A 23,974-nucleotide genomic window follows, 5' to 3' on the forward strand; every position below is an offset into this window, starting at 1 on the left:
CTCAGAGAAGCGTCTAAAGAGGTGTTTGGCATGGAACGAAAACAAGTCGGCATCGTCATCTTCGACGACGTGGAGATTCTCGATTTCTGTGGACCTTACGAGGTGTTTTCGGCGGTGCGACTAGACGAGCCGCAACGGCGCGAAACGCTGTCGCCGTTTAACGTGCAATTGGTGGCGGAGCATCTGAATCCGATCACAACCACCGGTGGCATGGTCGTTCAACCCCATTGCAGTTTCGCCAATTGTCCAGACCTTGACATATTGCTGGTGCCTGGTGGCTGGGGAACGCGAATTCAAATCAACAACAATGTGTTACTCGAATGGCTGAAAAGCCGTTCCAAGTCGGCGGAAGTCGTCGCATCCGTCTGCACCGGCTCGATGGTGCTGGGGTTTGCTGGATTGCTTGACGGCCGGCGAGCCACAACGCACTGGCGATCATTGGCATGGATGGCCGAGTCGCTGACCGCGGTAAAGGTTCAATCGGATAAGCATTTTGTGGTCGACGGCCATGTTTTCACGTCCGCCGGAATATCAGCAGGCATTGACATGTCATTGAAGGTGGTCGAGCGTTACTACAGCCGTTCGATTGCTGAGGCTACCGCGAGGCACATGGAGTATCCCTATCCAGCAAGCGATGCGCGCCGGATTGTTCTTTAAGCCGCATCGCCCATCGCCCAATGTTGCCTGACCAAGGCGAGGGGACGTTCCAAGCGAGATGATGTTCGAAGACTGATCGTTTAGTCGTCGTTGTCTGTGGGAGGCACGAACCTGGGCGCGGCCGGTTGGTAGCGTTGGACATCGTCCGTTTGGCCAATTAAAGATTGAGGACGACTGGGTGGATTGGGTTCAGGCTTGTCCCAATCGCGAAATTCACGTTGGACCTCATCCAATTTGCGACGAACCTCGCGATATCCCCGACCAAAATTGCGTGCTACCTCGGGCAATCGGCTACCGAACAGCATCAGCGCAATGACCCCCAGCAGGAGCATTTCCGTGTAGCCGAAGCTGGAAAACATTGGCGAAACCTTTACGGCAGGAACCGAGCACCAATCAGCGCCGATAACTAGCAGATGCTATACGAATCGCCTAACTCTTGGCGCCGGCATCGTCGTCAGATTCGTCCTTGGTGGCCGATATGGGGTCGCTCATACCAGCCTTGAACTCATTGGCACTACGGCCCAAATTGCGCATCAGACTGGGCAATTTTGCACTGCCGAAAAGCAGCAACAAAATGCCCATGAAGATCAACAGTTCAGTGGTGCCCAGCCCTAAAATGGCGAGTAAGGTCATTGAAAACCCCAGGTTTTACTTAGTGTTCGGCGGCAGGATGCAGCCATTGCGGTTCGTAGCTGCATGAGTCAATATTCTAGAGACAGCAGCCCGGCCAGTCAAACCGTTCGGCGATAGACCGCACTAGGCCGTCTCGGCCAAGACAACGCGTTCTGTTTTTTGGCTACGTTGGAACAGAATCAAGAACAGCGCGATCGACAGTACAACACTGGTAAATTGCCAGTGTGGAACGTATGTCCAGCCCTGAGGCCCAGATTCAACGGCCCAGCTCAGGAAATCGGGAATTTCCGTGCAATTACGGCTGCCCCAAGCAAGCGACAGGCTGAGCGCGTTGCTAATGGCATGGACGACGATAGTGCACAACACACCGCCAGTTCGCCAGGCGATCAAGCCCAGTAGTAGCCCCATTACTGACGCGGTGATCGACTGCTGCAGTATGGCATGGGCAAAGCCGAACAGCAGCGAACTGACAATGACAGCCCGCAGCACGCCCTGTCGGCGTAGTAGTCCACCAAAGATGAAACCGCGAAATGCCAGTTCTTCGCACACGGCTGGCAGGACAGCCAGCAATCCCAGGATAACCCACAGTTTGTGTTCGAAGATCTTGCCTTCGAATTGCTTTACAACTTGCAGCGTATCCTGACTGATCGGATAGACTTCGACGATCGCTTGTCCCAGCACCTGATAGCTGGGGTGCAACGCAAAGCCAATTAGCATGGCGGCCACCAAATGTGAGCCTTGTGTGCGATGGATCCGCAACGCCCATCGCGGCTTGCGAGTCAAAAGGCAGGCCATGAGGATGCACGGCAGAAGGATAATGCCCAATTGAACTAGCAGGGTTTGCGTGATGAACGAGGTGTCGGCACTCACAAAGAACTGAGCGAAAAAACGGACTACCAAAATCAAGGCGCCACACAGCAACGCCACCGAAGGCTGAGCGGTAGCTTCGCGATCTCGCCACAGATGTCGAGCCCAGCTACGCATATCCCAGCGTCCCGCTTCCTGGAACATGACCGATTCGCTTTCAAACTGGCGGATGGCCCAGCGAACGGCAAACGCGCAGCACAGCCCGGTTATTAGAAACACGACCGGCAGATGCGAAACGGCTTCGGCATATCGGCCTTCGATCAGCGATCGAACCAGCAGAATGGCGCCGGAAACTGGAATCAGACTGGTGCCCAAGTTCATTTGCACGCTGGGGATCATTGGCACACCCACCAGTGGCAGCGTTACCAACAGCAGCGGCATCAAATAGTATTGTCCTTCCTTGGTACTCTTAGCCAAAGCGGCCACAGCCAAAGCTAGAGCGCTGAAAAATGCCGACATTGGAATCAGCAGCAATAGCAGCCAGCCCATGGTATGGATGGGCATTGGTCCGAATGATTCTGAAAGTCCACCGGGCATGCCAGCCGACAATCCTTTGACGACCATACCCGTGGTAAGATGCATGCTCAGCAGATTCAGCAGCGCGCTGGCAATGCTAAACACATTGACCGTTAACAGCTTGCCCCACACAATTTCGCGCCGCCTGGCGGGACTGGACAGCAGTGTTTCCAGGGTACCTCGCTCTTTCTCGCCGGCGCACAAGTCGATGGCAGGGTAGAAAGCCCCCGTCAATGCCCAGACCAACATCACAAATGGCAAGATTTTGGTCCAGCGAACAGCTTGTCGTACCGTCGACACGGAAGTATCCAGGTGCTGAAGCTGGATGGGAGCTGATAAGACTGGCGGCAGACCAGCGATGACCAATTGCTGCATACGCCACTGGTCCCACCACTGATCGATCAAGCGAGATAGTCGCGTATGGGCGATCATAGACTGATCACGGGCCATGTTCGTCAGCAATGTTATGCCTGATTGGGCATTGAGGGCTGCCAGTTGAGCTACTGGCGGTTGGTGAGTCTGTTCTTCACCGTCGGCGTGTGCTTCCTTGGCGTGTACAATTCCTAGACGGTCTGTGAAACGTTGATCAATGATGATTACGGCATCAGCTTGTTGAGCATTCAGAAACTTTTGGGCGTATTGTTCGATTCCACCTTTGGTATCGTCAGGACAATCCAGCAAGGTGAATTCCAGCAGCTGCCGAGATTCGTCCATTGCGTTGGCTAACACGATTTGTCCAGTGTCGTCGAGCAACGGCAGACTTGCGGGCCAGTTTTCATGGCCGAGCACATAGACGCGGACAGGGCTTTCGCGGTGGAACTGCGCTACCTGCATCATCAACATGCCCAGCAGCGGATACAGCAACAGCGGCAGAACGGTAATGGTAAACAGCGTCCGGCGATCGCGGAGCTGATCCAGCATCTCACGCTTGAAAATCAGATGGACATGCTTCCAGTTCACGAACGCACCTTATCAAGTCCTTCGCCGGCAAGAGGAAAGCTGCTTACCGGCTGGGGCTGGCGATGTTGACGGTCGGATTCGACCAGCAAGTGAAAGAACAACTCTTCGAAATCGTCTTGCTGGTAACGCGCTGCCAATTCTGGCAATGTTCCGGTAGCTAACATCTTGCCACGGTAGAGAATTCCCACGCGATCGCACAGTTTTTCTACTTCACGCATAATGTGTGTGGAGAAGATAATACATTTTCCATGCCGTCGGAATTCAGCGATAATTTCTAGCAAAGCCCGAGCGACCATCACATCCAGTCCCAAAGATGGTTCGTCAAACACTAGTACGGGCGGGTCGTGAACGATGGCGCGGGCGATGGATACCTTCTGCTTCATCCCGGTGGACATGCGTCCGCATGCGATATCGCGCAAATCCTGCATTTGCAGTTGCTCGAAGATTAATTCCATGCGTTGTTCCAGTCGCTCGGATGGAATTCCGTACAGCTTGCCGAAGTACTCCACCATTTCCCAGGCGGTTAATCGGTCGTAAGTAGCCGTATTGTTGGAAACAAAACCAATGCTATATCGCACTTGATCGGCGTGAGTCGCCACGTCAAAGCCGTTGATGCGAGCGCAGCCGCCGGTGGGCTTCAGGACGGTACTCAGAATCCGCAGAGCCGTCGTCTTGCCGGCACCGTTTGGCCCTAATAGACCAAATATCTCACCGGGCCCAACGTGGAAGCTCACTCGGTCCAGCGCTAGGAACTGGCCGGCCTCATAATCTGGATACGATTTCGTGAGACCATCTGCTTCGACCATTGGTTGGGCTCTGTCGCAGGCGTACCGCGAAGGGATCGTTAGTGGAATAGCGTTGGCGTGGTAGTTGTCTGCCGGTCATTGTGCCGTGATTTTGCACGGGGCAATGTGCGGTGTCAGTTTACGTGCGCGCTGCCGATGATTGACATTTCAAGGCGCTGGCGATAATCGCTTGAACTTCAGAAAGTCTTTGTTGATCAAATCCCGAACTTGAGGCTGCAGCGGTTGGTGTGATACTCGTCGATGCAATCTCGTCCGCAGGCCTAGGGGCTTTTGCCGATTGGGGTGTTCCCGACAGCATTTCAGGCGTGCTTTTCGAACTTGACAACGCTTTGGCTAACTCGACCGCGACCGCTGACTTAGTCTGGCCAGGGTTCTGCAACTCCCTGCCAGCGTCGCCAGACACTTGGGACTTTCTTGAAGTTGATGTGGGCGAAGTGTGCTGAGGCACAGTCGCAACAACCCCTTCCAGCGGAATCAACATAAATGCGATTCCCAATCCGAAGAACAGACCGCCCAGGGTGGCACCACCGACGATCGTAGTCCGGCCGGGACCCACGGGGCGATCTCCCAGAGATGGTTCCGAAATCCGCGTCAATAGGCTGCTGGCCGATGCAGCATCTCGGGCCGCTGTGGCTTGAGTGAGCTCACGATTGATTTCTTGTAACTCATGATTGCGAGCAGAAACTTCTGACACAATGTTGGTGTATCGTCCACGGATGTCGGCCAGGCGATTGAGACGCCTACCAAGTTCCATTTCTTGGGACTGCAGTACCCCGATGCGCTGTTTGGACAGGTCAATCGATCCGTGCAGGGCAGTGATGGCGGCCGCCAGTTGTTCGCGCAAGTTTTGCTCGAACTGGCGTTCGATATTCAGGGCCGTGGCTACCTCAGGGTGCGAGTTAGCGAATTTGCCTTGCATTTGAGCCGTGCGAGTCTTGGCTTCGGCCAGTCCGTCACGGAGCTTAGCGAAAGTTGGCAGAGTTGCGGCTAGTCGATCGGCGACATGCAATAGCATTTCGGGATGGTCGATGGCAGCCTGAGAGGCTTCGATGTTTTGCCAATGACTTTGCAATTCGAACTCACATTTTCTGAGATCGTCGCGTACTAAGTCCAACATCAGACGATAGGTACTACCAACATTGGAATCGGTCATGCCGCGCAGGTCGGCCAAGTCGGCACCGGCATCGCGTTCGATTTGTTGCAGTTTCTGGGTGGCTACAGATAATTCGTTTTCGGCCACAGTCATTGCCGCTTGCAATTCGACCAAAACCGATTCTGCCCGCGAGCGGCGCACTTGCTGGAGCTGGGCTTCCAGGCTATCGCAGATTGCTTTTGTGAGTTCAATCGCACGATCGCGTGAGTCGTGTTTGACGTCCAAATAGATAACCTCGGTGGTGCCCAATTCTGCACCTCGAGGCGCTCGAACTTTGACACAGTTCCTGGCAAAGCTTTCAATTTCGGCAGCAGAATAGGGCTTTTTGCTTTGCCATAGACCAAAACACACAGACTTGCGCCCGACGGCGCTTAGAGCGTGTGCGACGACCTGAGGACTTTGAGCCATTTCCAGGATGGTCTCTTGAGATGCCTTCATTTGCGACTGGCTCTCGAAACGCCCCAGCTTCATCATCGTGCCTGTGACTTCGTCCCGGACGATGAAGCCCTGGGAGGCTACCCACAGCGTGTCCTTCAGCAGGATGGCGTAGAGCACACCCGCTGCAGCAAATGCCAGGGTACAACCGATCCACAGCTTCCGCCACTGCCAGAATGAATTGACAAGGTAACTGAGTTGTGCGATTGACGATTCCGATGTTGCGCGATTCATGATACAGTCGGGGCGATACGGGTTCCTGGCACGGATTGCAGGGGAAATCGGGCAAAACCGCGCGTAGAGAAACGATTCTTGGAACCGTAGCCCATTGGAATTGTCTACCCGAGCGCCTGAGCTGGAAATCAGCCAACGTTTAGCTAGTCGCTGAACGCGCGATTCACATTCTGCGGATATTGCCGACAGTGCCGAAATTAGTAGTCGCGGCGACTATCGGCATGAATTCGTTGATTTGCCGAGAGGGCTACGGCTGAATTCGACTACCATTAGGAGTTGACAGCCTGGAGAGTGTGCCTTAGTTTGCAAACCACCACGTTAGTATTTTGCCACACGCAAGCCTGTCAAACAGGGGACAGTGCCGGCGGAGAATTGATGACGAAAGCGATGTACGGGACTCGTCAACACCCTGAGGCCGTATACAGCTTCAGGGTTTTTTGTTGATGCTATGTGTCGACGACAAAAGTGCTGCGTCTGGCAAAAAAGTTTCGCAATGAGATCGGATACAGTCTTTCATGAAGCGCACGATCGCCATCTACGATACAACGCTCCGCGACGGAGCCCAGGGGGAAGGTGTCAGTTTTTCGCTCCAAGACAAGCTGAATATATGTCAACGTTTGGCGGAGATTGGCATCGACTACGTCGAAGGTGGTTACCCGCTGTCTAACGAGAAGGATGTTGCCTTTTTTGAGAATGTACGGCGGTTGAACTTGAGCCAGACTGTGGTGAGCGCATTCGGAATGACGCGACGTCGCGGTTTCAAGGCGGCCGAAGATCCAGGTATGCAGGCGATGTTAGCAGCCGGAACCGGGGCCTGTACGATCGTTGGCAAGACATGGGATTTCCAAGTTACCGACGTGCTGGGCGTTGACTTGGATGAGAATTTGGCGATGATCGGCGACAGCATCGAATTTCTGGGACGCCATGCTGAAATTTTGTACGATGCCGAACACTTCTTTGATGGCTTCAAAGCCAACCCCGGCTATTCGTTGAGAACGCTGCAAGCGGCAGCTCAGGCTGGTGCAAAGTGGATCGTGCTCTGCGATACCAATGGTGGAACGCTACCCGCGGACGTGGCGCAGATCGTTCGAACTGTGTTGGCCGAGCTGTCTAAGTACTCCGTGCAACTGGGAATCCATTGTCACAACGACGGTGACTTGGCGACCGCCAATTCGTTGGCGGCAGTAGACGCTGGCTGTAATCAGGTGCAGGGCACCATCAACGGAATTGGCGAACGCTGCGGTAATGCCGATCTGATTCCCGTCATGGCCAATTTAGCCCTCAAGTTGCAGGGCTATGAAGTCTGCGGCGGTCGGCCGTTGGAACACTTAACCGAGTTGTCGCGGTTTGTCTATGAAACTGCCAATCTGCAGCACCGTAATAATCAGCCGTTTGTGGGGCAAAGCGCCTTTGCGCATAAAGGTGGCATGCATGTGCATGCGGTCAATAAGGCGGCGCACTCATACGAGCACCTAGACCCCAGCCTCGTGGGCAATCAACGACGCATCTTGGTCAGCGAACTATCCGGGCGGTCGAACATCATAGCGTTGACCACCAAGCATAACATCGACTCCGATCGACAGTTAATGGACGCGATCTTGGCCGAAGTAGTACGGCGGGAGAATAGCGGCTATCAGTACGAAAGCGCTGAAGCTTCCTTTGACTTGTTGGTGCAGCGCGTCGCCAATACGTTTAAGCCGCATTTTCAGACTGTGAAATACCGTGTCGTGGCCGGTGATCGAGATGCCCCTAGACATGCGGCATTTGCCGAAGCAATTCTAAAGTTGCGAGTCGGCGATCAGGAATGCTTCGAGGCGGCCGAAGGCCATGGACCGGTCAACGCGCTGGACGCTGCCTTGCGCAAGTGTCTGGAACGCTTCTATCCAGTGCTTTCGGACATGTACTTGGTCGACTACAAGGTGCGTGTGGTTAACAGCGAAGCGGGAACGGCCGCTAGGATCCGCGTGAACATTGAAAGCTCCGATGGCGAACATACTTGGGGTACTATTGGCGCAAGTGAAAATCTAATCGAAGCCAGCTGGCTGGCGCTCATCGACGCTGTGGAATACAAGCTGGCGTTGGCGGAAGGAGAATTGCGACATTCCACCGCTCCGCCCAGTTCTAGGCATAGCAAGGTCGGATCGTCGGGCCAAGCTGGATTGTGAAGAATAGGTTAATTGGCTATTTGGAGGTCGCTCTGCGGTTTGTCAAACCGCTGCTTTTGATAATATGGCGCCGCTGCCGCGCTTCAAAACTATCGTTCTGGCGGTTCACTCCGCTGGAGGAATCGCAGCGGCCGTCCACTATTCTTTGACCGTTACCACATGGATACTTCAACGCTAGTTCACCTATTCTGCACGTTGTTGGGCGGATTGGGGCTGTTTCTGCTGGGCATGAAAAACATGTCCGACGGCATGCAAGCTATTGCCGGCGAAAGCCTCCGGCGATTGATAGGGCTCGTGACTAACAATCGACTTATGGCCGCTGCAGTAGGTACATTGTCTACTTGTATTGTCCAGTCCAGCTCCATCACCACCGTTCTGGCAGTTGGGTTTGTCAATAGCGGCTTGATGACGCTACGGCAAGCAGTGGGCGTCATCATGGGCGCCAATATTGGAACTACGATTACCGGCTGGATCTTGGTACTGGAGATCGGCAAGTACGGACTGCCAATCATCGGGATAGCGGTGTTGTTGTATCTGTTTTCCAGGGCAGATCGCTGGAGGTACGTGGGACTGGCGGCCTTAGGAATCGGCTTGGTATTCTTCGGATTGGAGACCATGAAGGAGGCCTGCGCGATTGTTAAGACCAACCCGCAGTTCGTTGAGTGGTTCCACCAGTTTCATGCCGACAGCTATTTGGGCGTACTGAAATGCGTGTTGATCGGGTGTGTATTGACGGCCGTTGTGCAGTCCTCCTCGGCAACTTTGGGGATCACGATTTCATTGGCAACACAGGGTTTAATCGACTACCAGACTGCCGGTGCACTTGTGCTGGGCGAAAATATTGGCACAACGATTACGGCGCTGCTCGCCTCGATCGGCACAACCACTGCCGCTCGACGTGCCGCCTATTTTCACTCGATATTTAACGTGCTGGGAGTGTTGTGGATCTCGTCGATCTTTGCGTATTACATTCGGCTGATTGAATACTTCGTCGGTATCGAACCAGGCCAAGCGACTTTATCGTCGACCGAAATTAGCTCCTCAATCGCCCTGACGCACAGCTTGTTCAACATTGCCAATACGATGTTGTTTCTGCCGTTTGTTCCATTGATCGTGAAAATACTGGAGAGCGTCGCTCCCAACAAAGAATTCAAAGAAAAACCCAAATTGACGGACTTAGATATTCGCTACTTGGACACACCCGCACTGGCCATTGAACGTTCTCGGAATGAAGTACTGAAGATGGGCGACGGATGCGAAAAAATGCTTCGTTGGTTGGAGGAACTGCAGGATCAGGAGGTGCTGGATACGCAACTCGAAAACCGACTGAAACACCGTGAACAGGTATTCGATTCCGTTCAAGATGAAGTCTCCTCCTTCGTAACCGACCTGTTAGCCAAAGCCTTGCCGCACAAAGTGGCCGATGAGGCACGACGGCAACTGACGATGGCTGACGAATATGAGTCGATCAGTGACTACTTTGTAGGCCTGGATAAGTTTGATCGCAAGTTACGAAAATCCGGGTTGCGATACACCTTAGGTCAGCGCGAACAGCTTGGGCAATTGAACGGCATGACGCTCAACTACTTGAAGGCGGTAAATTCCGGAGTTGCCCGCAATGATCCGAATGTCGCTCGCGATACCGACAATACTTCCAAGGAAATCAGGTCACGCATCAAGCAGTTTCGCAAACAGCACCTGGAGGACCTATCCAAGGGTGACATCGCGCCTCAGATCAGCGTCGCTTTTCTGGCCGCACTTAATGCTTATGCGCGCATTCGCGATCACTTGGAGAACATCGCAGAGACGGTCACGGGTTAGAGTCGGCCGGTAGCTTCAATTGCGTGGAACGGATTGGAGTTGGCGGCATCATGGGCCGGCAGTCGAGCCCTCAGGTGGTCGGGGCTTGAGCCTAGCACCGCTGGATATCTGATCTCCGGGGTGCACTATTACCTGCGTACCTTCGGATAGTCCATCCAGGATTTGAGCCTCAAGGTCGTTGCGTTTGCCGATGGTTACTCGCCTCAGCTCGGCCCGGCCCGCAGCATTCACGAACACTGCCCAGTCCGAATCGGAACGGAACAGAGCACCGATGGGTGCCTTTAGTACGTCGTCGTCTTCCCAGACTACGACCGACGCTTCAAGCCGATAGCCATCCCCCAGCACCGATAAATCTTGCTGGCGATCGAAGTCGATAATCACATTTACACGCTGCTCTTCAATCCCTAGGGCAGAGACTTTAGTGAATGCTGATGGTTCAATCAGTCGGACTTTGCCGCGCAATGGCTGTTCACCTCCCCAATGCTCCACGTAAACCGATGCCCCCAGCCGGATCTTTACAGCATCGGTGGACAATACATCTACCTCGATCTCCAGGTCGTTAGGGTCGCCAATTTCGAGTAGCGGTGCACCGGCTGGCAGAATCGTAGCACTTTCTTGCAACACACGTAAGACTTTGCCACTGATCGGCGCTAAGATCGGAAACCGAAATGAATCAGAGTCTGAATATCCTGTTTGTTGACCTGTATGAATCATGGCTGCCCGAGTCATCCGCAACTCAAATTTGGCAATTTCGTGTGCATAATTGGACTCTGCCAATTCTGATTGTGCAGCGTCCAGCGCTAGCACAGCAGCGTCAACCTCTTGTTGGCTAACCGCTTGACTGCCATGTAGTGTGCGCAGACGTTGCAGCTCAGACTCTGCAAACTTCAATCGTTCTTGGGCAAGTAGCTGTCGCGGTTCAACTTGTGCGAGACGAGCCTCTGCTGCGCTTTCGCGAGCCCGAGCTTCGGCTAAGGAGCGTGGGTCCAATAAGGCGGGATCTGTTGGTTCGATCACCGACAGAATTGTCTCGCCGGCCGATACTGAATCGCCAGGTTTCAGGTCTATGCGGATCAGTCGGCCGCCAACGGGCGTAGAAACCGTGTATTTTTCTCGGATGCGAGTCCTCCCGTCGTCATGCACGGTCAAGCGTAGCGGACCTCTGGCAACCGTCGCTAAATCAACAGTCACCGGTTGCTCGCTAAATAAATACCAGGCCGCTCCAGCAGCAAGGATCAGTCCGGCTAAGATCGCCATGCGGCGCATACTTCCTCACTCTTCTGGGAACGCTCAGGATCCTGTGCGGCCGAACAGCCGCTATCCGTTACTCTGGACTCTTCAACACGCTAATCATATCGAGCAATTTGACATGACGTTGGACGATGAGTGAAGATATCACGCTTGCAAGCAATACAACGAAGGCTGCTCGAAACCAGGTGTTCCAACTGACTACGAACGGAATGCGGTACATCTCGGTCTGCATTGCCAGCGTGGTCAGCCACGTTAGCAAGTTGCCAATCAGCAGTCCACATGGTATCGCTAGAGACGTTATCACGGCCAGTTCGCCCAGCAGAATTGCCGAGACCTCGGCTACGGTGAAGCCAAGTACCCTTAGAGTCGCCAATTCGCGGCCGCGCTCGGACAGAGATATGCGGGCTGTATTGTAGACGACACCGCAGGCGATCACACAGGCAAAAGCAATATTGAAAGCCTGCATCTTCAATTGGTTTTCGGCGATGGTATCAATAAAGCTTTGAATACTGGCCTGTTTGACAGTGACTCCGGTCACGCCCGGTGTGGCCTTAAGCCGCCGATACAGTTCGTCTTGCCAACGACTGTCAACTTTAAGCCATGCTCCGGATGCAACCGGCGGTTGAGTCATGAGCTGATTGATTTGTGAAATTGGCATGTAGGCGTTCATGCCTCCAAAATCACGGATCAGCCCTGTGATCATAACCTGGCAGCGCGGGCGCTTGCCTTCCAGTACGCTCATGTCGACCATGTCTCCAACCTGAACGCCAAGTACTTGTGCGACCTTCTCCGACACCAGCAGGCCACGTTCGGGCACTTCCTGCCGTTGTTCGTTGGAATCTAATAAGCGGAAGAGTTGTTGCTGTCCATCCAAGCCCATGATGCCCATGCGCCGCCAGCGTGGACCATGAGTTAGTCGCACGGCCAGCGATCGAAAGGGCTCGGTACGCATTACGCCGGGTAGATGCTGCAGTTCGGTCACGACACTGATTGGCATTGAATCGCGAAAGACCACTGTGACGTCATCTCGTTGTGACAAGCGAAACTGAAAATCTACCAGATAGTCCAGCGCATCGGTCATGAATCCACCCACAACCATGACAGCTGTTCCCAGACTGATGCCAATGCAACTCAGAGCCGACTTCCAGGGACGACGCTGAAGCTGTCGCAGTACCATGCGCATCGTGCGTGTAGTTAGGCGACGCAGACCAAACCTCTCGATCAGCGACACGCTGTATCGCGCGGGCGACTCGGGACGCATTGCTTCGGCCGGGGGTAATCGTACTGCGGCTAAGACGGCGTTCAGGCTACCTAGGGATGCGGCCCCTAAGCTCAGCAGCGTTGCGACAATTGTTGATCGAAGATCCAACTGAAAATAGAACAGTGGAAAACGGTAGAACGTGGTGTACATTTGGGTTAGGCCGCGTCCCATCCACGACCCCACCAACGTCCCCAAAATTGAGGCGGCCAACACAACAATTGCAATCAGCTTGAAGTAGTGCCAGCCAACTTGTAGATTGAAGTACCCGAATGCCTTGAGCGCAGCAATCTGATCGCGCTGAGTCTGTATGAGCCGCGAAAGCACGATATTCAACAGGAAAGCGGCGACCGCTAAAAATACAGTGGGCACAATCATGCCCGTCCCGCGCAATTGCCGGATTTCGTCGGCCAGGTACCGCGCCGACATCTGTTCACTGCGACCAAAACAGCCTGCATTTCCCCACGGATCCAACAGCGTATCGACGCGTCGTGCGACTTCTGTCTCGTTGGCCCCATGCATTATCGAAATGCTAACGTCGTTGAAGGCTCCCTTCATGTCGAACGCCGCTTCCATGACGGAACTGGGTAGCCAGAAAATGCCAAACCGGAGGGAATCGGGCAAAATCTGTCCAGGCTTAACCTGTAGTACGTACTCTGGGGACAACGCGATGCCCACGATATTGAGCGTTCGCAAGCGTCCGTTCAAGATTGCCTGAACGCTGTCCCCTGGGAGAAAACCGTGTTTCTCTGCAAAGGATTCGCCAACCAGGACTTCCAAACCTCGGCCCGCTTCGGGCATTCGGCCGCGACGAAGGTAAATCTGGTTGAGCGCCGGTTGTCGTAGGTCCGGTATGGAAATCAAGCGCGCAGTGGCGGGCTGGTCCATACCGCTGACAATCAAAGTTACGTCTTGGACAATTCGTGGGTCAACCTGTGCCACGCTATCTATCTCGCTGATCCGCTGCGCTACACTCAACGGTGCGCGACGTACCGTAGCAAACAAGTGAGCGAAGTTGTAGCGACTGTAATAGGTATCCCGAGTTTCCGTCAGGGAATCGAGTGTGCTGAGGGACATGACGCAAATGGCGATGCCAGAGGCAATCACCAAGCACACCGCCAATGCTTGGCCGCGCAGGGTCCACAAGTCGCGCAATAGCTTTTTGTCTATGGCTCGCATACGCCTGTCTCACCATTGGATTTCATGAGGTGCCAGGCGTCGCATGTTTTGACGCTGATTGACGATTCGACCGTCGGACATGCTGATTACCCGATCGGCCATCTCGGCGATCATGGCGTTGTGCGTGATGACGGCCGTCGTTGTGCCCAATTCTTCATTGACGCGCTGAATGACCTCCAGCACGCGCACTCCAGTGGTCACATCCAGCGCTCCGGTAGGTTCATCGCACAGCAGCACACCGGGGCGCTTAGCAATGGCGCGAGCAATGGCAACCCGTTGCTGTTCGCCACCGGAAAGCTGTGATGGGAAATGATGACGTCGCTCGGCGAGCCCCACCAGCTCCAGTGCTTCACTGGGCGCTAACGGGTTTTCGCAAATCTCAGTTACCAATGCTACATTTTCTTCGGCCGTCAGGCTGGGAATCAGATTATAGAATTGGAAGACAAAGCCCACGTTGGTTCGACGGAATCGGGTCAACTGGGCTTCGGACATCTTCGTCAATTCTTGACCGCGATAGAACACCTGACCGGATGTAGGCAAGTCCAGTGCCCCCAAGATATTGAGTAGCGTCGATTTGCCGCTGCCCGATGGTCCAACCAGAACTACGAATTCCCCTTCGAACAGTGTCAAACTCGTTCCACGTAGTGCACACACGTCCACTTCGCCCATCCGATAAACCCGGGTGATGTCGCGGGACTCAAAAACTACCGCACGAGTTTCTGTTGCTTGAAGACCTCTATTCATAGAAGCAACTCAGCGGCGTTAATTGACAAATGATCCACATGGATTGACCGTTGGAATCAAATTATTTCAGCGGAGGGTCAGAATTGGCGGCGCACCGTAAAGTTTATCCAGTGCGTAACTTGCTCACGCGCAGACCTCCATGCAACGTCTTTTTGTACTCCAATCGCTTTCTGCTTGCTAGCATACTCGGTAAAACATCAGATCGTCGCTCGGGCAAACCGCACAGGTGAACTAAGCGTGGCGCAAACTGTTATGGAATACTCAAAGGCTCGTCAGGAGAAAGCCAATTGACTGGATCAGGGAAAAATTCGTCTGTTGACACACAGGTAGCTAGTGGTACCAAAGATCGTTTGAGTAGAGCTGGAGATGCAATATTGGAAATAGATGCACCTGTGGACATCAGCGATGCAGCCACAAATCAGTTGTCGGAACAGTACGTGGGACGCTGGACGCAACTGATCAGCACCACAAACTGGGAAAAGGGCAAAATCATTTGCGGTTGGCGTCAGGCGCTCGTCGATTCCGGTGCCCCCGCAGCCAGTTACTCCGATCAGGCATGGAGCCAGCGTGTGGGCGGAGTCACTTCACAGCACGTCGGACGCTTGAGGAGGGTTTCTGAGCGATTTGCCCAGCAGTTCTCGACGTTCCAAGGACTGTACTGGAGCCATTTTCTGGCGGCGCTGGAGTGGGATGATGCGGAGATGTGGTTGGAAGGTGCTGTGCAGAGCCAGTGGAGCGTTTCGGAAATGCGTCGTGCACGCTGGGAAGTCCAAGGGGCAGATCCAGCAGCCGAACCCAAAGATGCCGAGATTGCGGCTAGCAGCCTAGACGAAGACTTTGTACCGCTTGCCGAGACCACCACGCGCACTTCCGATTCACAGGCCGATGCTGACGATGCGCCGCGCGACATCCAGCAGGCCGGCCCGCGTTACGACGATCCAGACTTCGGCGATGCCGATGATACTCGTAGCCAGGCGGCAGATGACGATGCCGCGCCCTGGGAAGATGTCAACAAATCCGTTTCCATACAGTCACCGTTTGCAGGATTGCCCGAACTGCCGCCGGACCTGTCGGACGCCGTGGAGCAGTTCAAGCTAGCAATCATTCATCATCGAAGCAACGATTGGGCTGAGGTCTCTCCCGACACCGTCGTCAAAGCCTTGCAAGCGCTCAGTTCGTTTACGCTGCAGGATCACGCAGGCGACTCGCGGGTTTCACATGGCAGGCACAACTGAGCGTCCGCCTGTAATTCAGCTACGCGGATGCTAGAGGCAACTGAACATCCGGTTGAAAGTTGGGCCCGGCGGTCAGGTATAGCGGCATAGAGGGTTCAGCCTGTCGAGTACTAACTCCGTAGTGCCGGGTAAGCTCAAGTGTTGCCAGGAATAGAGCTACCAGCGCGCTTTTGTGCATTCCGCCTTCGAACAGTGAGGTCAATTCGACTTGCTGGTTCTGTCTGATTAGTCCGTGAATGCGCTGCATGTAGGTGTAAATAGGGGTATCGTCATAGATGACTTCGGCGGATTTTGGGGCTTGCCGCTCGCGAAGGATTCTGCCGAAGGCACTAACCAAGTCCCATATTTCGATGGGCTCGATCGGCTGTTGATCGGATTGAAGCCGAGGCACTGGCAGGTCATCGGCTAACCGCGAGTAGCGGAGTTGCCAACGACGGGACTGGTCGTCCAGAACGCTTGCAGCATCTCGAATTTGCTTGTACTGCACCAATCGTTCAACTAGGTCCTCGCCCAATTCATCCACGGGAGAGCGATCACTGCCTTCGGAGGGCAACTCGGAGGTCGGCACTGCCTGTTTGGACTTCAGTTCGATCAGCAAGCTGGCGACGTCCAGAAAATCGGCTACGTCGTCAATTTCCAACTCGACCAACACCTCGAGGTAGTCAAGGTACTGGTCGATAATGGCAGCCAGCGGCAGTCGGGCTAAATCCAACTCTTCTCGGCGAACAATGTGAAGCAGCAGGTCAAGCGGACCGCTGAACAGGTCGATGTCGACTTGAAAAGACATTTCAGGCTCAGCGATCGACTGCGGTAATGGTGGAACGAACACACAATGCCCCACGCGGGTCGAGGTTGCGACCAGCGCAGGGCACTTCTGCTTGCCGACAGAGAGATTAGCTAAGCTGTGCAGTTTGCGGCATATGCGTAGCCTGCGTGGCTGGTGGTGTTTGCGGCATGGTCGAGCAGGTCATCGTGGCCTCATCCTGCCGGGCCTCATTACTGGAGCGCGTACGTGGCTTGCGTCCACGAGGCTTGGACTGAATCTCGGGAATCATTTTGGGATCCAGCAGCTGCAGCATTCTGGAGATGCACAGTCGGTTGACGCTGATATTCAGTCGTCCAGCTTCTTCGCACATCGCTTCATGAAGGCTCTTGGGTAGACGGACGGTAATCATCCGCTGAGGATCGTTGGGATCGTTTTCGGGCAGGTCTCGGCTGCGAAGTGCGGTGAGCATTAATTGGATCTGATGATACTGATCCGACCGCAAGAACCGGCCAAAGTCGTTGGCATCTGCAAACAGCACGTTGATCAGGCCGGAACCGCCCATCAATTCGCGGTAGAAGCACACCCAAGTTGGCGCATGCACAAACAGGTCATTTGCAACTTCAAACGCTTGCTGGCAACGAGCGCCAAAGTCCGAGGCAGGCTGAAGGCCCTGACGAATGCCTTGAGCGACTTTGTTAAACTGAGTCAACTCCATCGCAAGCCGATTAGGGAAGCTTGATAGTCCTGTCCGAATGGTGGGCTGCCGACTGGTGTTGCCATCGACGTACTGGGGGGCGGTGCCGGTCATAAGGCCGACCGAAGGTTGCTGGAGGGAAGTTGGATTCATGGCGTCCTCGAATGCGTTAAAGTGAAGCAAAAGCGCCGAGCCTCCGTCGCTCGACTTTCAGTTCAATCATCTAACGCAAGCAATCGATTGCTCGTAAACCATTTGCTTGCAAGCGGTTACAGTCAGATCTGTCCGCTGCGCAAGTTTTTGGCATCCACCCAAAATGACTAGTCGTGGCGACTGCCTAATAAATGAGCAGTCGCCGAAATGCACCAGAAACCAAGTGTCCAATCGGGCGGATCCCAGTGGAGCTATCGAAATTCGGCTAACTTGTGCGGCTTGTCTCAGGGTTCCACGGCTGAGAAGGTACGTTATTCTCCTTTTTGTATTCGGATGTTTATTTGACATCCTTGTTGGTTCTTTGTCTCTGGCTGTTTGCTGTGAGTTCCGTCTTGAATTGGTTTTTGTTGCCCAATTTTTTGGGTTTTTTGCGTTTCTCGGTGTGATATCGGATGTCTGATGTGTCTGTGTATCTCCGTCGTGTCGGATATGGTTGTTGATTGTGTGTTCGCTTAGAGGGTGGTTAGCTAGCCGTTCACTCGGCCTCGAGTTGGGTTTGGAATCAGGTTGTTAGGCGGGTCCGCAGTTGAGGTTCGCTGTGTGCTGTTGGGGGCTCAGCTTCCGATTCAGGCTGCCGACGCAATGGTGCATAGAGCGGTCTGGCTGCCGACGAGCGCGGTAGCAAGAACCGACGCCATGGCTGCCAATGAGTTGACCCGCCATGTGGTGGGCTCTCGTGCGGGGCGTGCGCAATCGTTAAAACTGTTAAAACGTGGAACTACGCATGACCCCAGCGCGTCCTAGGCACGGGACGCTTCGTTGACAGAGCGGGTGGTGGAATTAGAATCGAGACTGCTCTTCCCAGGGCTCCCAGATTACCAGCCACCAAAAGGTGGGGGCGTTGCCAAAGCGGAGCTGCGCACTTTTCAAAATTACGGCCCAGTAGCAACTTCTAATTACCACAGTTTGACCCGGCCTGGGCCTTGCGGTGGGCAGAGGATTCCAAAGTGAAGTCTCGGAAATCAGGATTAATTAGCTTCATCCGCAGGATCACTGGCAGGACCGCTGGCCGGACTGCGCAGGCAGGAAGTAGGCGTTCGCAGCTGCGTCAGGGATTACTGGAGTCGCTGGAAAAGCGAGAACTCTTGGCTGTTGATGTTCCGCAGATACTACAGACAGGTTGGTTTACGAACAGTCAGTCGCAGCAGGCGGTGATTTCCTATCTCCAGACAAACGGTTCGAGCGGCTCCAACTCACGGGCGACCTTTCCCGAGGGGGCCTACGATGCCGGCGTAACGACTGTCGTCGAGGCGGAGCCGAACAATGGATTCAGTACGGCACAGCTTCTGAATTTTGGTAATGGCTCGACCATCATTGTGACCGGTTCAGTGTCGAGCAACATTGATCAAGATTATTATCGCGCCCAACTCAATGCTGGGGATATCCTGGACCTTCGGCTGAGCGGCCTGAGAAATGGAGTTAATGGCCCCGGGGTGTTGTCGCTCTTTGACGCTAGTCGGAAAGAGCTGATTTCCAGTCAGTGGCGTCCCCTCGCGCAGGTGTCGAGCATGCCGGATGATTCGCCATTAACTGGCAGCTTAAGTTCCGGAGCAACCGGTGGCGAGGTAGCCTTTCACTACGTGATTCCAAGTAGCGGCCTGTATTATCTGCGGACCAGCGATGCCAGTGTGACTCAAACAGGCACTCTGAACAACTATACCCTTAATATGCGACGATTCCGGCCGCCCATGGAATCGCAACCGGCAGGCACGAAACAGATTCTCTATCTAGACTTTGAAGGCGGTTTTGTCAGTCGCTCACTCTTTGGGTTTGGCATCGGAAGTGCGCGGATGTCGCCAATGCGAACTTTTATGCAGCAGTATGGGCTGCAGCCGAGCGATGAAGCGGCCTTTATCGACCAAATCGTCAGTCGAGTAACCGCCAAGTTCCAGGCTTTGGGAGCCCTCACGACCAATCCAAACTTCGCGATTGAGATTCGCAACAGCAAGGATCACTTTGATCCTTGGGGCGAATCGAATGTTAGTCGCGTGGTCATCGCGGGAACCTTCCAGCAGCTCGTAGGAGACCCCGAAGCTCCCAGCGGATTGCTGGGTATTGCACAGTCAATCGACCCCGGCAACTATGACACACAAGAGACTGCGCTGGTCATGCATGATACACTCATCGCATCTATGAATTCAGTCCCAATTAGTTCAGCCGTTCCTCGCATGAACGTCATTGCCGAAGCCATGGCAGTGGTCATTGCGCATGAGGCCGGTCACTATTTTGGTGCCTGGCATCAGGATCCTTCTAATACGACTCTGTCCATAATGGATGCTTTCTTTGACCCTGTGATCAGCACCGGTGCGGGCCGCGACGGGATTTGGGGCACGGCCGACGATGTGCCAATCCAGTTTGCGGCGGATGGATTTGGCGGTGCGCAGCCGTTTTTTGACGGAGGAGTCAACGATGTCGTCAACTGGCTGGGCTGGGGCCTGATTGGAGGACAACAGGGTGCGCGAGTCAGTGGTGTGGTTTTTCAGGATCGCAATCTTAATCGGACGCTCGATGCCATAGACACACGGCTTTCGAATATCGTGGTCTACGCGGATCTTAACGGCAACGGCGTATTGGATAATTCCGAGCCTTCTGCCCGTACTGCAGCAGATGGCTCCTACAGTCTGTTGGTGCCCTCGGGATCTCGCACGATTCGAGTCGTTGTACCTACCGGCTTCCGCCTAGTCGCCCCTCAAACAAATGCCCAGGTTGTAACCGTTGGAGCTACCGGGACAATCACTGGTCGCAATTTTGGTCTCGAGCTAGTGGAGACCACCGTCACCGGCCGCAAGTGGAACGACCTGAACGGTAACGGGCTGCGAGATTCCGATGAACCGAACATTGGTGGCACTTGGGTTTATATCGACTTGGATGGCGATGGGCGTCTGGATATCGGCGAGCCGTCTGTCCGAACCAAGGACGACGGTACTTACGTCTTGCCACATCCAGGCGTGGGAACGTTTCAGATACGAGAGGTAATTGAATCTGGCTGGATTCAGTCGTTCCCCGGCTCCGCAAGCAATTTTGCGCACACGGTGACGTTGACTGGAAATCCAGTCACGGATGCGGCCCGACTGACTGGCCTGGATTTTGGCAATCGCATCTTGGTTGACTACGGCGACGCTCCGGCGAGCTACGGCGTGGCTAGCCATGGCTTTACCGACGGTTTGCGGTTGGGAACCGAGTGGGATGCAGATCCGGCCCCGCAGTTTTCGGCTGCTGCCGACGCTGATGACTTAAGTGGGACGATTGGTCCAGATGCCTCAGTGATCGACGACGAAGATGGCGTCGAATTGATTCGACCGTTGGTCCGTGGGCGAAACGATAATCGACTGCGTATCACGGCCACCAATACGACAGGTCGCGAAGCCTATTTGAGTGTGTGGGCCGATTTCAATGGCAATGGCGTATTCGACAGCAACGAAAAATTCGTGTCAGATCAGGTGCTGGGTTCCGGCAGTCACATCGTCACGTTCAGCATTCCAGCAACCGCCCAGTTAGGCAACGTGATAACTCGCTTACGCTACAGTCATGAGCGCGGTTTGGGGCCAACCGGCGCCAGCAGCAGTGGCGAAGTGGAAGACCATCGTCTAACCATTGTCGACTCCTTCAGCTTAGCCATCGACGATACAGCCTCGGTGCGGGCTGGATCGGTACTGAATGTGATCGACGTTTTGGCAAATGATTTTCGGGCACCCGGCGAAACATTGCGGGTAATCCGAACCAGCGGCCCGACCGCTGCTGGAGGAACGCCAGAGGTGGCACCCAATGGTACCGGCGTCCTCTATCGTCCCGCTGCCGGCTTCATTGGCATCGATACCTTTACCTATACCATGCAAAACTCGCTGGGCGAGCAGGGGACGGCGACGGTGACCGTCAACGTCAATCTGTTCTTCGAAAATCCCTTGGCGGTCGATGACAGTTTTGACGTTCCGGTCAATTCGGTCGACTTCCCTCTGAATGTATTGGCCAACGACATTGAAGGGCAGAATGGTGCATTAACCATTCTGTCGATAACTCAGCCCAATCGTGGCGGGGCAGTCTCAATTGCCACGGGCGGCAAGAGCTTGCGGTACACGCCAGCGCGCAACTTTGGTGGCACAGAGAGCTTCACGTACACAGTGATCGACTTGTCGGGAGCACGCTCCACGGCCAAGGTGACGCTGCACACCATTCCGGGGGATCGCCTGGATGATCAGGTTCAGGTTCGACTCATCGCGACCGACATGTTTGGCACTCCGATTTCGGTGATCGAGCAGGGCAGGGACTTTAAGATTGCGGTCGAGGTCGACGACTTGCGATTCGATGCGGCAAACCCTGGTGTAGCTTCCGGAGTTTTTGCAGCCTATATGGACCTGCTATACAGCATGCAGTTGGTTTCTCTCAAGGCTAACAATACCCCTGGCTCGCGGTTCAATTTTGAAGTCAGTTTCCTGAATAATTATGACGCGGCGACAACCGGTGATGCATCGATTCCTGGAATTGTCAATGAGTTTGGGGCCACAAGCAGTCGAACGAATTTGCAGAACCCGGATCCAATCAGACTGGCGGAAATAACGTTCACCGCGCGCTCCGCCGGTATTGCCAACTTCATGCCAGATCCAGCCGATTTGGCCGAGCTTTCAGATACCCTGCTGTTTAACGTACCTGGTTCGGCGGTCCCGATCGACAGGATTCGTTACCTGGGAACTCAGTTGCAGATTTTCGCTGACGGCGTACAGTTTCCACAGGCCGTGGATGATTCGTTGACGACGGTGATTCCTGTCAATGCGATTCAGTTCCCGATTGACGTCTTAGCTAACGACCGACCGGGCTTGACCGGCAGCATTACGATCGTCGAGGTCACTCAAGGGACGCGTGGATCGGTGGCCTTTGCCAGCCGCAGTGGAACTCCCGGTCAAATAGTTCAGTACACGCCTAACTTCGGAATCTCAGGATTCGACCAGTTCACCTACACCATTCAGGACGGTCGTGGATTTCGTTCTACAGCCACGGTCAGTGTGCGGGTTGGTCCTCAGCCAGCTGCCAATACGACCGCCGATTTTGATATCGTTGTAACGGACCTCAGTGGCCAGCCGATTGACACGGTGGCTCTGGGCAGCCGATTCCAAGTTAGAGCCTACATCCAAGATGTGCGCGGTGCGGGCAGTGATCGTGGGCTGTTCACGGCCTACATGGATATGTTGTACAACGCCAGTCTAGTATCGCCGGTACTCAGCAGCACCAATGATCCCAATCTGGGATTCTTGGTTAGCTTTGCCGAGCCTTACACAGATGTTCGTGAAGGTGATATTCGTGTACCCGGAATCGTTAATGAGATTGGAGCCCAGGTATCAAATCTGGGGGCTCCGGTCGGCAGTGGACGGTTCCTGCTGTACACGATTACCATGACGGCCAATGCATTGGGCACAGCGACCTTTATTGCCGACCCAGCCGACATCGCACCTTTCCACGATACACTGACTTATTTGCCACCCGAGGTCGTAACGCCAGATCGTATACGCTATGGATTTGACCAGGTGCAAATTGTCGCGTCCGGTAGCAGTGGGGCTGGCGGTGAATATCACAATGCGGGACGGCCGTTGGATGTGAACAATGATGGTCGCATTTCGTCGATCGATGCACTGCTGATCATTAACCATCTGAATGGTACTGGAGTTCTTCGCAGCGGCGAAGGCGAAGCGACTACCCGAATATTTCCTGACACCAATGCGGACGGTCGAATCAGCGCCTTCGATGCCTTGTTGGTGATCAACTACTTGAATTCTAACCGCAGAGCGATGTCAGGCTCTGGCGAGGGTGAAGGAGGTGCCAATGCGATCCTTGAGGCGCACGTCGTCCAAAGTATGGTCGCTGCTCCAAGCGATAGCTCACGCCTGGCTGCTCCACCTCTTGGCAACGGCAGCAACCGGCTCGACGCCGTTGGGACTCGAAGCGCCACTGATCCAGTAGAACCAATTTCTAGTGCCCAGCCGCTGGTGACGCCAGCACCAGCCGGCAAGTCACAGCCGCAAGTCGAACACTATTCACAATTTGCGAATCAAGTCGACCGCTGGTTTGCGTCTGCGGATGAGGATGACGAAGATATTGAGTGGTTTTTTGACGAGATGGCAAATTCGGTGCGACTGAACACTGCGCATTGAGTCGAGAGCTAGTACCGAACTTTCTGGTTCTTTAGCAGTTGCGAGCGTCAGTCAATGACGCTCCGCGTCATGCCTGGCGCACAACGAAAAACGGCCACGACATGGAGTCGTGGCCGTTTGTGCTTTCCTGAGTTCACACTCGCGTTCTACGCTTCGCGAGCAGATGCATAGGGATTGGGTTCACGTTCTAGGCGACCAGGATGGGTGTGCGGCAGGCTTCGGGAGAAGAGTTGCAGCTTGCCGACAA

General features: G+C 54.4%; 15 protein-coding genes. 5 read left to right on the plus strand and 10 right to left on the minus strand.

Annotated elements, in window-relative coordinates; all coding sequences use genetic code 11:
- Positions 1 to 30 precede the first annotated feature (30 nt).
- The gene (locus tag KF752_12410) at positions 31 to 657 is read left to right on the plus strand and encodes a DJ-1/PfpI family protein (GenBank protein ID MBX3422347.1); all 627 of its coding nucleotides are present in this window, start codon (positions 31 to 33) and stop codon (positions 655 to 657) included.
- Between the two features lie 80 nt (positions 658 to 737).
- Here KF752_12410 and KF752_12415 read toward each other — a convergent pair whose 3' ends face one another.
- The 5 genes from KF752_12415 to KF752_12435 all read right to left on the minus strand — a co-directional run bounded on the left by KF752_12415 (position 738) and on the right by KF752_12435 (position 6,261).
- Complete coding sequence (locus KF752_12415; GenBank protein MBX3422348.1) at positions 738 to 1,016, minus strand: twin-arginine translocase TatA/TatE family subunit; 279 nt, start codon at positions 1,014 to 1,016, stop codon at positions 738 to 740.
- A gap of 70 nt (positions 1,017 to 1,086) precedes the next feature.
- Complete coding sequence (locus KF752_12420; GenBank protein ID MBX3422349.1) at positions 1,087 to 1,290, minus strand: twin-arginine translocase TatA/TatE family subunit; 204 nt, start codon at positions 1,288 to 1,290, stop codon at positions 1,087 to 1,089.
- A 123-nt stretch (positions 1,291 to 1,413) separates the two neighbouring features.
- Positions 1,414 to 3,633, minus strand: coding sequence for a CPBP family intramembrane metalloprotease (locus KF752_12425; protein MBX3422350.1), 2,220 nt, complete (start codon positions 3,631 to 3,633; stop codon positions 1,414 to 1,416).
- Positions 3,630 to 4,439, minus strand: coding sequence for an ATP-binding cassette domain-containing protein (locus tag KF752_12430; protein MBX3422351.1), 810 nt, complete (start codon positions 4,437 to 4,439; stop codon positions 3,630 to 3,632). The genes KF752_12425 and KF752_12430 overlap by 4 nt, the downstream gene beginning before the upstream one ends.
- Positions 4,440 to 4,557: 118 nt before the next feature.
- Positions 4,558 to 6,261, minus strand: coding sequence for a hypothetical protein (locus KF752_12435; GenBank protein MBX3422352.1), 1,704 nt, complete (start codon positions 6,259 to 6,261; stop codon positions 4,558 to 4,560).
- 515 nt (positions 6,262 to 6,776) lie between these two features.
- Here KF752_12435 and cimA point away from each other — a divergent pair.
- Both cimA and KF752_12445 read left to right on the plus strand, forming a co-directional pair.
- Positions 6,777 to 8,426 carry a citramalate synthase gene (gene cimA / locus KF752_12440; GenBank protein MBX3422353.1) on the plus strand — a complete coding sequence of 550 codons (1,650 nt, stop codon included), beginning with the start codon at positions 6,777 to 6,779 and terminating at the stop codon, positions 8,424 to 8,426.
- Between the two features lie 159 nt (positions 8,427 to 8,585).
- Positions 8,586 to 10,247 carry a Na/Pi cotransporter family protein gene (locus tag KF752_12445; GenBank protein ID MBX3422354.1) on the plus strand — a complete coding sequence of 554 codons (1,662 nt, stop codon included), beginning with the start codon at positions 8,586 to 8,588 and terminating at the stop codon, positions 10,245 to 10,247.
- Positions 10,248 to 10,295: 48 nt separating this feature from the next.
- Here the strand turns inward: KF752_12445 and KF752_12450 are convergent, their stop codons facing one another.
- The 3 genes from KF752_12450 to KF752_12460 all read right to left on the minus strand — a co-directional run bounded on the left by KF752_12450 (position 10,296) and on the right by KF752_12460 (position 14,679).
- Positions 10,296 to 11,504, minus strand: coding sequence for an HlyD family efflux transporter periplasmic adaptor subunit (locus KF752_12450; protein MBX3422355.1), 1,209 nt, complete (start codon positions 11,502 to 11,504; stop codon positions 10,296 to 10,298).
- A 67-nt stretch (positions 11,505 to 11,571) separates the two neighbouring features.
- Positions 11,572 to 13,935, minus strand: coding sequence for an ABC transporter permease (locus tag KF752_12455; GenBank protein ID MBX3422356.1), 2,364 nt, complete (start codon positions 13,933 to 13,935; stop codon positions 11,572 to 11,574).
- A 9-nt stretch (positions 13,936 to 13,944) separates the two neighbouring features.
- Positions 13,945 to 14,679 carry an ABC transporter ATP-binding protein gene (locus KF752_12460; protein ID MBX3422357.1) on the minus strand — a complete coding sequence of 245 codons (735 nt, stop codon included), beginning with the start codon at positions 14,677 to 14,679 and terminating at the stop codon, positions 13,945 to 13,947.
- A gap of 374 nt (positions 14,680 to 15,053) precedes the next feature.
- Between KF752_12460 and KF752_12465 the strand changes: the two genes are divergently transcribed.
- The gene (locus tag KF752_12465) at positions 15,054 to 15,914 is read left to right on the plus strand and encodes a hypothetical protein (protein ID MBX3422358.1); all 861 of its coding nucleotides are present in this window, start codon (positions 15,054 to 15,056) and stop codon (positions 15,912 to 15,914) included.
- A 19-nt stretch (positions 15,915 to 15,933) separates the two neighbouring features.
- On the opposite strand, the gene KF752_12470 is transcribed toward KF752_12465, so the two are convergent.
- Together KF752_12470 and KF752_12475 are read right to left on the minus strand one after the other, a co-directional pair.
- The gene (locus KF752_12470; GenBank protein ID MBX3422359.1) at positions 15,934 to 16,701 is read right to left on the minus strand and encodes a segregation/condensation protein A; all 768 of its coding nucleotides are present in this window, start codon (positions 16,699 to 16,701) and stop codon (positions 15,934 to 15,936) included.
- Between the two features lie 106 nt (positions 16,702 to 16,807).
- Positions 16,808 to 17,527, minus strand: coding sequence for a hypothetical protein (locus KF752_12475; GenBank protein ID MBX3422360.1), 720 nt, complete (start codon positions 17,525 to 17,527; stop codon positions 16,808 to 16,810).
- Positions 17,528 to 18,534: 1,007 nt separating this feature from the next.
- Here KF752_12475 and KF752_12480 point away from each other — a divergent pair.
- A complete protein-coding gene (locus KF752_12480) occupies positions 18,535 to 23,727 on the plus strand; it encodes a tandem-95 repeat protein (protein MBX3422361.1) in 5,193 nt (1,730 codons plus the stop codon).
- The last annotated feature ends 247 nt before the right edge of the window (positions 23,728 to 23,974 follow it).

The sequence above is a fragment of the Pirellulaceae bacterium genome, assembly GCA_019636385.1.
Lineage (GTDB): Bacteria > Planctomycetota > Planctomycetia > Pirellulales > Pirellulaceae > Aureliella.

Bases quoted from the DNA above. Each gene is read 5' to 3' on its own strand.
- KF752_12435 (MBX3422352.1), bottom strand. From the start codon at position 6,261: ATGAATCGCGCAACATCGGAATCGTCAATCGCACAACTCAGTTACCTT.
- KF752_12445 (MBX3422354.1), top strand. From the start codon at position 8,586: ATGGATACTTCAACGCTAGTTCACCTATTCTGCACGTTGTTGGGCGGA.
- KF752_12450 (MBX3422355.1), bottom strand. From the start codon at position 11,504: ATGGCGATCTTAGCCGGACTGATCCTTGCTGCTGGAGCGGCCTGGTAT.
- KF752_12410 (MBX3422347.1), top strand. From the start codon at position 31: ATGGAACGAAAACAAGTCGGCATCGTCATCTTCGACGACGTGGAGATT.
- KF752_12420 (MBX3422349.1), bottom strand. From the start codon at position 1,290: ATGACCTTACTCGCCATTTTAGGGCTGGGCACCACTGAACTGTTGATC.
- KF752_12455 (MBX3422356.1), bottom strand. From the start codon at position 13,935: ATGCGAGCCATAGACAAAAAGCTATTGCGCGACTTGTGGACCCTGCGC.
- cimA (MBX3422353.1), top strand. From the start codon at position 6,777: ATGAAGCGCACGATCGCCATCTACGATACAACGCTCCGCGACGGAGCC.
- KF752_12470 (MBX3422359.1), bottom strand. From the start codon at position 16,701: ATGTCTTTTCAAGTCGACATCGACCTGTTCAGCGGTCCGCTTGACCTG.
- KF752_12415 (MBX3422348.1), bottom strand. From the start codon at position 1,016: ATGTTTTCCAGCTTCGGCTACACGGAAATGCTCCTGCTGGGGGTCATT.
- KF752_12430 (MBX3422351.1), bottom strand. From the start codon at position 4,439: ATGGTCGAAGCAGATGGTCTCACGAAATCGTATCCAGATTATGAGGCC.
- KF752_12460 (MBX3422357.1), bottom strand. From the start codon at position 14,679: ATGAATAGAGGTCTTCAAGCAACAGAAACTCGTGCGGTAGTTTTTGAG.
- KF752_12475 (MBX3422360.1), bottom strand. From the start codon at position 17,527: ATGAATCCAACTTCCCTCCAGCAACCTTCGGTCGGCCTTATGACCGGC.